Source organism: Bernardetia sp. (genome assembly GCF_020630935.1).
GTDB lineage: Bacteria > Bacteroidota > Bacteroidia > Cytophagales > Bernardetiaceae > Bernardetia.
The window spans coordinates 22,934-29,011 of sequence record NZ_JAHDIG010000062.1; the positions used below are offsets into that span (position 1 = coordinate 22,934).

Annotated in this window: 4 protein-coding genes; 1 reads left to right on the forward strand and 3 read right to left on the reverse strand. The window is 36.3% G+C overall.

Annotated features, from left to right (window positions below):
* Window positions 1-31 precede the first annotated feature (31 nt).
* From clpB to QZ659_RS15765, 3 genes are all read right to left on the reverse strand, one after another.
* Window positions 32-2,647 (reverse strand): ATP-dependent chaperone ClpB, encoded by a 2,616-nt coding sequence (gene clpB / locus QZ659_RS15755; RefSeq protein WP_291727192.1) that lies wholly within the window; start codon window positions 2,645-2,647, stop codon window positions 32-34.
* A 248-nt stretch (window positions 2,648-2,895) separates the two neighbouring features.
* Complete coding sequence (locus tag QZ659_RS15760) at window positions 2,896-4,569, reverse strand: amidase family protein (RefSeq protein WP_291727194.1); 1,674 nt, start codon at window positions 4,567-4,569, stop codon at window positions 2,896-2,898.
* Between the two features lie 38 nt (window positions 4,570-4,607).
* On the reverse strand, window positions 4,608-4,937 hold the full coding sequence (locus tag QZ659_RS15765) for a DUF3817 domain-containing protein (protein WP_291727196.1): 330 nt from the start codon (window positions 4,935-4,937) through the stop codon (window positions 4,608-4,610).
* 196 nt (window positions 4,938-5,133) lie between these two features.
* Here QZ659_RS15765 and QZ659_RS15770 point away from each other — a divergent pair, with 196 nt between their 5' ends.
* Complete coding sequence (locus QZ659_RS15770; protein WP_291727198.1) at window positions 5,134-5,913, forward strand: septal ring lytic transglycosylase RlpA family protein; 780 nt, start codon at window positions 5,134-5,136, stop codon at window positions 5,911-5,913.
* Window positions 5,914-6,078 lie beyond the last annotated feature (165 nt).

The following is a 6,078-nucleotide window of genomic DNA, read 5'->3' on the forward strand; positions in this document are numbered from 1 at the left end:
ATTTTTTAAAATGATAAGACACAATATTATCTTATTCTTCAAAAACTGAATTTACAAATTTAATCTGTCCATCTTCCAAAACCACTCCGACAGGTGCATCTTTAGTAACTCTTCCTGCCAAAATTTCCTTTGAAAGTTCGTTTAAGATTTCTCGTTGAACAACTCTTTTGAGTGGTCTTGCTCCAAATTGTGGGTCGTAACCAATCTTTCCAATATAGTCTAAGGCTTCTTTCGAAACTTCTAGCGTGATTCCATTTTCATCTAATCGTTTCTGAACTTGCTTCAACTGCAAATTCACAATCTGACGAATTTCTTTTCTTGAAAGAGGTTTGAAAATCAATATTTCATCAATACGGTTCAAAAACTCTGGGCGCATCGTGCTTTTCAGAAGTTCAGTAACCTGTATTTTGGTGTCTTCATAGATTTGCTCTACTTGCTCGTCTGTTTTTTCAGCAGCTAAGGCAAAGTTCTGTTGAACAATCTGTGAACCTGTATTTGATGTCATAATGACAATCGTATTTTTGAAGTTGGCAATTCTTCCTTTGTTGTCCGTCAAACGCCCATCATCCAAAACTTGAAGCAAAATATTGAAAACATCTGGGTGTGCTTTCTCAATTTCATCTAATAAGATTACGCTATATGGTTTTCTTCTGACAGCTTCAGTAAGCTGTCCACCCTCATCATACCCCACATACCCTGGAGGCGCACCAATCAGACGACTCACACTATGGCGTTCTTGATATTCCGACATATCAATTCTGACCATTGCATTCTCGTCATTGAAAAGATACTCTGCCAAGGCTTTGGCAAGTTCTGTCTTTCCTACGCCAGTTGTACCCAAGAAAATAAATGAGCCAATCGGACGATTAGGGTCTTGCACACCAGCACGACTACGACGCACAGCATCGGAAACAGCTTGTATAGCTTCACTTTGTCCTGCCACACGATTTCCTAATTCTGCTTCTAAATTCAGTAGTTTTTCTTTGTCTCCTTGCAACATTTTAGTTACTGGAATACCTGTCCATTTCGAAACTACTTCAGCAATATTTTCAGAAGTTACAATTTCTTTGAGCATTGCTTTTGATTGGTCAGCTTGCTCGTGCTTTTCTTGTAATTCCTTTAGTTTTTGCTCAGTTTCTGTAATTTTTCCATAGCGAATTTCGGCTACTTTTCCATAATCGCCTGCTCGTTCGGCTTGTTCGGCACGAATTCTAAGGTCTTCCAGTTCCTTTTTTGTTGTCCTAATTTCATCTATCGCACCTTTTTCAGCTTCCCAACGTCCCATTAGCGCATCTTGTGTGGCTCTAAGGTCTGCAATTTCTCTTGAAAGAAGTGTATTTTTTTCCTTATCGCCTTCTCTTCGGATGGCTTCTCTTTCAATTTCTAGCTGCATTACTTTTCTACGAATCTCGTCTAATTCCTGTGGCATTGAGTTCATTTCGATACGCAACTTTGAAGCTGCTTCATCCATCAAATCAATGGCTTTATCAGGTAGCTGACGGTCTGGAATATAACGATTAGAAAGCTGTGCTGCTGCAATAAGAGCATCATCTTTTATCTGAACACCGTGATGAAGTTCGTATTTTTCTTTAATGCCACGCAAAATAGAAATAGCATCTTGAACAGTTGGTTCATCTACTGTTACTGTTTGGAAACGACGTTCTAGAGCTTTGTCTTTTTCAATATATTTCTGATATTCTTTCAACGTCGTTGCTCCAATAGAACGAAGCTCACCACGAGCTAAAGCAGGTTTTAATAAATTGGCTGCGTCCATTGCCGAATCTCCTCCAGCACCTGCGCCAATGAGCGTATGGATTTCGTCTATGAATAAAATTATCTCTCCATCCGAATCGGTTACTTCTTTAATAACTGATTTCAGACGCTCTTCGAACTCTCCTTTGTATTTTGCCCCTGCTACAAGCATTCCCAAATCTAAGGAAGCAATCGTAACTGATTTCAAATTTTCTGGCACATCTCCATCTACGACACGCTGCGCCAAGCCTTCAATAATTGCTGTTTTTCCTACCCCTGGTTCTCCAATAAGCATTGGATTGTTTTTCGTGCGACGAGAGAGAATCTGTAATACTCTACGGATTTCATCATCTCTACCAATTACTGGGTCTATTTTTCCTCTGCGTGCAAGGTCAGTCAGGTTGTTAGAATAACGCTCTAAAGAACGGTATTTTGTTTCTGCATTTTGGTCAGTTACTTTTCTTCCTCCACGCAATTCTTGAATAGCTTTGATTAGATTTTCTTCACTGAAACCTACCTCACGCATAAGGTCGGCAGTTTTATCTTTTCCTTTTAAAATCCCAAGAAGAATATGCTCAACAGCGATAAACTCATCTTTGAATGTTCTCAAATAACCTTCTGCTTCACGGATGGCTGTGTGAGCATCATTGGAAAGATATGGGTCTGCTCCACTTGATTTTGGATAAGAAACCATATACTCATCCAAGACTTGGTTGAGAAGGTTAATATTAATTTCTAATTTCTTGACCAAAAACTGGGTCATATTCTCGTCAGCTTCTAAGGCTGCTTTTAAAATATGACCTGTTTGAATGATTTGTTGCTGCGAACTGGTTGCCATTGTGGAAGCCTTTTGGACAACTTCCTGTGCTTTTATTGTGAATTTATTAAAGTTCATAATTGAATATTTATATAAAAAGTCGTTTTTTCTTGATTGAATATTTTTCGCATACTAAAGTGTATGCTACAACTTTATCAAAAGCTGTACAATTATTTTGAAACTGACTTTTTGGCTTTTTTATTCTGTTATAAACTTTGAAAACTATAATTTGTTTTTACGATAGTGTCTTTTTGACACTTATTAATTGTTTTACTTCAATTTTCTGATTTTATTCTCTGCCAGATTGTCGTATTTTTATTGGAGTGTTATTCATATCCCTTCGGTACTTTCCTACTTTTAGTAGCTTTTTCAATCGCAAAGCCAATTTGTAGTAATTTTTGCTCTTCAAACGGACGAGCAATGAGCGTAAGACCAGCAGGCTGACCAGAATTTCTGTATCCCATCGGAAGTGTCAAACAAGGGTATTTAGCAAGTGCTGCTTCGGCTGCATTCCAATTATTGATAGACAAAATACAGTCTAGGTTTAGTTCTTTCATGGGTTTTTCAAAAAGATTTATAGCTTCTGCATTCATTGCTCGTTTTAAATTTTCTAGTTCTTCGTCTGTTGTTTGGTCTGCTACAATGCCATCAAAACGAGCTTGTGCGTAAGGAATGCGAATAGTAGTATCTTGATTGTTGTATTCTACTATATCTTTGGTAGAAATAAAAGAAATAGATTCTCCAACATAATTTTGAAAGTAAAGTGGCAAATCCCTTTTCATATCAGCATTTAGTAGTTGTAGAAAGTTATCAAACTTCATCTCATCAAATGAAAATTCTACTACTTCTGCTCCTAAAGATTTGAATTTTTCAATCATAGAAATATATAGAGAATCTTCCATAAAGGCTTTATTTGCTCCAAAACGCATTCCTTTCAAATATTTATCTAAATTTTCTGCATAATTTAGTTGTTTTGTTTGCCCTTTAGTAGCTTCATCTTTTGCATCTTCTCCTGTCATGGCAGAGAGTAAAATAGCATTGTCTGTGATGTTTTTTGTCATCGGTCCAGGTGTGTCTAGCATACTAGAAATAGGAACAATTCCACCTCTACTCAAAAGTCCGATAGTAGGTTTCAAGCCGACAATGCTATTAGAACTTGAAGGAGAAAGAATAGAACCTGCTGTCTCCGTACCCACTGCTGCCACAGCGTAATTTGCTGCTACGGCTGTTCCACTTCCTGCACTAGAGCCTCCTGTATCAAACTGTTTTCTTCCATAAGGATTGAGTGTTTGTCCTCCGATGGCACTATAACCGTTTGGTCCGTTGTCGTGGAGATAATTTGCCCATTCGCTTAGATTTACTTTTCCTAAAATAATTCCTCCTTTTTCTTGAATTTGATTGACGATAAAAGCATTTGGAGCAATGTTGTTTTGGAGAGCCACTGCGCCTGCTGTTGTGGGAAGTTTATCAAAATTGATGTTGTCTTTTAGCAAAATAGGCATTCCAAAAATTTCATGTTTCTTGTTCGCTCTGCTCTTGTCTTTTTCTATGGCTTGAGCTACTGCATCTGGATTGATGGAAATAATGGTATGAAGAGAAGTTTCTCTATTGTTTTCAAATTTTACAATTCTATACAAATACCATTGTACAAGTTTTTGGTAGGATAAATTTCCTTCTTCAATATGCTTTTGAATCGTTGGAATATTCTGTTCTAAAATGAGAGGTTTTAGTTTTTGATATTCTTCTTCTGAAAAATCACTAATTTGAGGTGCTACATTTTTCCAAATCTCATTCTTATCCAATACCTTAGACTGAATAAGTTTGTAGTGCATCCTAGATGACTCGTAAGTAGCATTTTGAGCAATTTCTTCTGTCTCGTCGTAGGGTTGCCATTTTTCAATGACAGTCTTTGGCTGTTGTTCTTTTTCTACATTTTCTTGTTTTTCAGTTGTTTGGCAAGCAAAAATAGAGAGTATCAAAAGTAAATAAGTATATTTCATAGATTATTATGGTTTGTAAAGGGGAGAAATAGTTATTATTAAAGTTTATCTAACGGTAGAATATTATCATCCTGCTTTTCTCTAAAAATCTTCTTGTCTGCTACAAATGTTCCAAAAGGAATCACAGAAGCGAGTAATGCCCAAAAGATAGTAAGTAATTTCCATTTAAGTTTGTAACCAACAACCAAGACCAAAAGGCAATATCCAATAAAAAGAACACCATGTATCATTCCAACAATGAGATTGGGTTCTCTCATTTCCCATACATATTTGAGAGGCATGGTAATGAAAAGAATAACTAGAAATGAAATTCCTTCAATGATGCCAAGAATGCGTAAAAATTGCATAAGTTTTGAATTTGAAGCCATAAGATTTGAGTTTTTGTGAAATTCCGTAAAATAGAATACAAAAATAAGCGTTTTAAGATTGCAAAATTCTTTAAAAATCGCTAATTAGCGTTACTAATTCTTCCATAAAATAGAATGAATACTTCTTTTGTTAGAATATTTCAGTTCGTTTTATACTAAAAACCCTATCCAATTTTATTATTCTCCCCTGTATTTTATGAAGTTAAAATATGTTTTTTATTGTGTGATTATTCCTTTTGCCCTACTACAACTAAGTGGAACAAATGAATATGATTATCAAAAATTAGGTTATACACAACGAGGAAAAGCCTCTTATTACGGTACAAAATTCCATGGCAGACCCACAGCAAGTGGCGAAAAATACAATATGTACGACGCTACGGCAGCTCACAAAAAGATTCTTTTCAATAGCTTGGTAGAAGTTACTAACAAACAAAATGGAAAAACAGCTATTGTACGTGTCAATGACCGAGGACCTTTCAAACCAGGGAGAATCATTGACCTTTCGTATGCCACAGCCAAAAAACTAGATATGGTGCGTGATGGTGTGGTTGATATTGAAATTCGTTTGCTTCGTGCTGGTGCTGATGGTGTTACACTTTCTCCAAAGGGTTCAGAGACGAAAACAGACAGAAGAAAACCACGCCGAAAAGTTAATATCAAGAAAGCTCAAAAGAAAAATAAATACCTACCAAGAATTTATAGTATTTGGGGAACACAAAAATATCCTAAAGACTTTGGTGTACAGATTGGAAGCTATAAAGACTTGAAAAATGCTGTTCAGAAAGGAAAAGTGGCTATGGAGAAGGGATTTGATGAGGTTTATATCCGTGTAAGCTGGACAGCAGACCGTTCACAGCGTTTGTTTAGAGTTTCGGTAGGAGATATGACAGCAACAGAGGCAAGTAGTTTTGCTAAGACATTAGATTCAAAAGGCTTTAGAGGTTGTTTCCCAAAGGCGCATTTTAATGACTAAATTATTGACAAGGTTTTTTATAAAAAAACGTGAGCTTGGGATTTGATTCATTGATTATCAATAAGTTATAATATGTATCGGTACTGACCTATCGGTCTGACCTTGATTAAGTTAACGTGAACTCGGTATTACTGAGGAATAAACACACTAGGTTTTTGAGGGTAA

Excerpts from the sequence above, each read along its gene's own strand:
- QZ659_RS15765 (WP_291727196.1), bottom strand. The coding sequence starts at position 4,937 with ATGGCTTCAAATTCAAAACTTATGCAATTTTTACGCATTCTTGGCATC.
- clpB (WP_291727192.1), bottom strand. The coding sequence starts at position 2,647 with ATGAACTTTAATAAATTCACAATAAAAGCACAGGAAGTTGTCCAAAAG.
- QZ659_RS15760 (WP_291727194.1), bottom strand. The coding sequence starts at position 4,569 with ATGAAATATACTTATTTACTTTTGATACTCTCTATTTTTGCTTGCCAA.
- QZ659_RS15770 (WP_291727198.1), top strand. The coding sequence starts at position 5,134 with ATGAAGTTAAAATATGTTTTTTATTGTGTGATTATTCCTTTTGCCCTA.